Raw genomic sequence first — 3,816 nt, forward strand, 5'->3', positions numbered from 1 at the left:
TCCTGCTCCTTGATGTCCTTGACGGACTTGGCGCCGGTGTCCGGGTCCACATCGAACACGATCAGGCGCAGCGTCACCTTGAGGGGAGCCGCGAAGGTCATGCCGCGCTGGCGGCATTCGTCGACGTCATATTTCGGCGGCTCGAATTCATATTTGACGAATTCAAGCAAAGCGGTTCCCGCGAAATCCGAAATCGGGAACACCGACTTGAACACCGCCTGCAATCCCTCATCGTCACGCCCACCCTTGGGCTCGTCGACCATCAGGAATTGATCATAGGAAGCCTTCTGCACCTCGATCAGATTGGGCATGACCGCGACTTCGCGGATATGACCGAAGAATTTGCGGACACGCTTCCGGCCGGTGAACGTTTGCGCCATATCGCTCCTCGCACCATAATATCAGGCGAACCGTCTGCGCTCACGATGCTCTCCGAAAAGTCAACGACCCTTCGGGATCATGCGCCCGGCTCTCGCCCGCCCGGCTGGCGGCCGGGCTGCGCGGAGAAATTCCGCGCGAATTCTTGGAAAGGATCAGAGGCCTTTCCGCCTCATGAAAAACCGCCCGAACGCGAATAGCCCTCAGGACGGCTGTGGCGGCCCCGGGAAACCCCGGAGCCGCCTTGTTCACGAAAGGGCTGACGCCCTTGACGTCAAAATTACTTGAGCTCGACCTTGGCGCCCACCTTCTCGAGGGCTTCCTTGATCTTCTTGGCGTCGTCCTTGCCAACGCCTTCCTTGACGGGCTTCGGCGCGCCTTCGACGAGGTCCTTGGCTTCCTTGAGGCCGAGGCCGGTGATGGCGCGGACTTCCTTGATGACTTCGATCTTCTTGTCGCCGGCGGCGGCGAGAACGACCGTGAATTCGGTCTGCTCTTCGACCGGAGCCGCGGCGGCGGCGGCGCCCGGAGCGGCGGCGACCGCAACGGCGGCGGCGGCCGAGACGCCCCACTTCTCTTCGAGCAGCTTGGCGAGCTCAGCGGCTTCGAGGACGGTGAGGGCCGAAAGCTCTTCGACGATCTTTTCGAGGTTAGCCATGTTCAGTTCCTGTATATCTTGGGTTTGGTTCGATGGATTTCAATGCCTTGCCTGAGATCAGGCCGCGTCCTTGTTGGCGTAAGCCCCGAACACGCGCGCCAGCTTGGCCGCAGGCGCGGTCGAGAGCTGCGCGATCTTGGTCGCCGGGGCCTGGATAAGGCCGACCAGCTTGGCGCGCAGTTCGTCGAGGGAGGGCATGGTCGCAAGCGACTTGACGCCGTCCGGGTTCAGGGCCGTCGCGCCCATTGCGCCGCCGAGGATCACGAACTTGTCGAAATCCTTGGCGAAAGCGGCCGCGACCTTGGGCGCCGCCACCGGATCGTCCGAATAGGCGATCAGGGTCGGGCCCTTGAGAAGGGCGCCGATGGAGGCGACGTCAGTGCCTTCGAGGGCGATCTTGGCGAGGCGGTTCTTGGCGACCTGGACGTTCGCGCCGGCTGCGCGCGCCTGCTTGCGCAGGTTCTGCAGCTGGGCGACGGTCAGGCCGGAATAACGCGCAACCACCACCACGCCCGTCTTCGTGAAGACGTCGTGCAAGGTGGCTACGGCTTCTTTCTTTTCCGCTCTGTCCACAGTGCTCTCACTTCAATAGGCGAAGCTCGTAAAAGCCGCACCGGTTGCCGACATGCCGCACGACCGAGGCCGCGCGGCGCCGATAAGCCTGTCCCCACGAAGGATGCGCGAAACGCGCGCCCCTGCGGATCAGAGGGTTCGAACCAAACGCGCCGGAGGGTTGAGCCTCCGGAATTCCGGTCTTTCCCCGTCTATGCTGGCCGCCTGCCTCGTTCGGACGAGCCGAATTCGGCGAACAATTAAGCTTTTGCACAGGACAAAAGCGCCGGCAGTCTTGGACAGGACATGGCCGATGTCTCCGCGCCACCTTGGTGAAGCGAAGACCCCGGCCTATCCGCCGCACGGGCCGAGGCGAAGCCCCAAACCCGACGGAAGCTGAAATTCTTCGGACAAAACCGCGAAATTGAACCAAACGGTCAATTCGTGATGCAAACAAGAACCGGGCGGAGCGCGACAGCGCGCAAGGGCCGACCCTAAACCTGTTTCAACACATCATCTTTCCAAGAATGAAAGCTGATCGCGGCAATATGCCCGACGCTGGCGACGATTCAGCCGCCGGAACGTGGTTTGTAAACGCTCTCGCGCCGCCTGCCAAGAGGGGTCGAAAACATTTTTTTCAAAAAGTCAAGCGGCGCGATCTTAAATCGCGCCGGCTCAACGCGCCCGGACAGCAGGCGAACGCGGGAGCGTCCGCCCACAAATTCCTCAATGCTGAGCAATGGCGATGGACGACGGATCGACCTTCACGCCCGGCCCCATGGTGGAGGACAGGGCGATGCGCTGCAGATAGGTGCCCTTGGCGCCCGTCGGCTTGGCCTTGACGACCGCGTCGACGAAAGCGGCGATATTTTCCGCCAGCTTGTCCTCGCCGAACGACGCCTTGCCGACCGAACCCTGCACGATGCCGGCCTTTTCGACGCGGAACTCGACCGCGCCGCCCTTGGAGGCCTGCACGGCGGCCGCGATATCCATGGTCACGGTGCCAACCTTCGGGTTCGGCATCAGGCCGCGCGGGCCGAGCACCTTACCGAGACGGCCGACCAGCGGCATCATGTCCGGGGTGGCGATGCAGCGATCGAAATCGATCGTGCCGCCCTGAACGACGGTCACCAGTTCTTCCGCGCCAACCACGTCAGCGCCGGCGGCCTTGGCTTCGTCAGCCTTCGCGCCGCGCGCGAAGACGGCGACGCGCAGCGTGCGGCCGGTGCCGTTGGGCAGATTGACCACGCCGCGCACCATCTGGTCCGCATGCTTGGGGTCAACGCCGAGATTCAGCGCGATTTCGACGGTTTCGTCGAATTTGGCGCTCGCGCGCTCACGCACGAGCTTGAGGGCCTCGCCGACGGGATAGAGCTTGGTGCGCTCGACGCCCTCGCGGGCCTTGGTAATACGCTTGCCGCTCATCGCTTACCCCACAACTTCCAGGCCGATGGACTTGGCGGAGCCCTCGATCATGGCCATCGCCGCTTCGATCGAGTGCGAGTTCAGGTCGACCGCCTTCTTCTCCGCGATTTCGCGGATCTGAGCGCGGGTCACCTTGCCGACGAAACCACGGCCGGTGGTCTTGGACCCCGACTTGATGTTCGCCGCCTTCTTCAGGAAAAAGGTGACCGGCGGCTGCTTCATCTCGAAGGTGAAGCTGCGGTCGGCGTAAGCGGTGATGATGACGGGGATCGGCGTCCCCTTTTCCATCTGCGCGGTCTTCGCATTGAAGGCCTTGCAGAATTCCATGATGTTCAGGCCGCGCTGACCGAGCGCGGGACCGATCGGGGGCGACGGATTCGCCGCGCCGGCCGGAACCTGAAGCTTCACGTAACCCGTGATCTTCTTCGCCATAATGGCTGCTCCCATTGTGTTTTTTCGTTCAGGCGCTGCTTGAGGCCCAAAACGAAAATGCGCGGATGACGGACTATTCCGTCCCGCGCGGGTTGCAGTTTGCGGTGCGGCCCGGAGCCCGGCTGGCGACCGGAGAGCCTCCCGCAGATGCGCCTTTCATGTGAAAGGTTGCGGGTGTTTATACGGCTTCGCGGCGCTTGGCAAGGAAAAGCGACGGGAAAATGACGCCGCTCACGCCGGAATGGCGATCGGCTGGCCCTTTTCGAGAATATAGGTCGAGACGATTTTGGTCGGCTTGTCGCCGCCCTTGAGCGAATGCGGCTTCCGCGCCGGGATCTGCACGGCGTCGCCGGCGCGGACCGCGCGGGGCG

Annotated in this window: 5 protein-coding genes; all 5 read right to left on the reverse strand. The window is 63.0% G+C overall.

Annotated features, from left to right (window positions below):
• A partial coding sequence (locus ACE3S9_RS16395; protein WP_374547549.1) for a hypothetical protein occupies positions 1-380 on the reverse strand: 380 nt, incomplete at its 3' end.
• A gap of 278 nt (positions 381-658) precedes the next feature.
• Positions 659-1,036, reverse strand: a complete 378-nt coding sequence (gene rplL / locus ACE3S9_RS16400; protein WP_374547550.1) for a 50S ribosomal protein L7/L12 — start codon at positions 1,034-1,036, stop codon at positions 659-661.
• Positions 1,037-1,093: 57 nt separating this feature from the next.
• A complete protein-coding gene (rplJ, locus tag ACE3S9_RS16405; RefSeq protein ID WP_374547551.1) occupies positions 1,094-1,609 on the reverse strand; it encodes a 50S ribosomal protein L10 in 516 nt (171 codons plus the stop codon).
• A gap of 705 nt (positions 1,610-2,314) precedes the next feature.
• Entirely contained in the window at positions 2,315-3,013 is a 699-nt protein-coding gene (rplA, locus tag ACE3S9_RS16410) for a 50S ribosomal protein L1 (RefSeq protein ID WP_374547552.1), read from the reverse strand.
• A gap of 3 nt (positions 3,014-3,016) precedes the next feature.
• Positions 3,017-3,445: a 50S ribosomal protein L11 gene (rplK, locus tag ACE3S9_RS16415; protein ID WP_374547553.1), complete on the reverse strand. Its 429-nt coding sequence runs from the start codon at positions 3,443-3,445 to the stop codon at positions 3,017-3,019.
• Between the last annotated feature and the right edge of the window lie 371 nt (positions 3,446-3,816).

Source organism: Rhodoblastus sp., from assembly GCF_041915505.1.
Taxonomy (GTDB): Bacteria; Pseudomonadota; Alphaproteobacteria; order Rhizobiales; family Beijerinckiaceae; genus Rhodoblastus.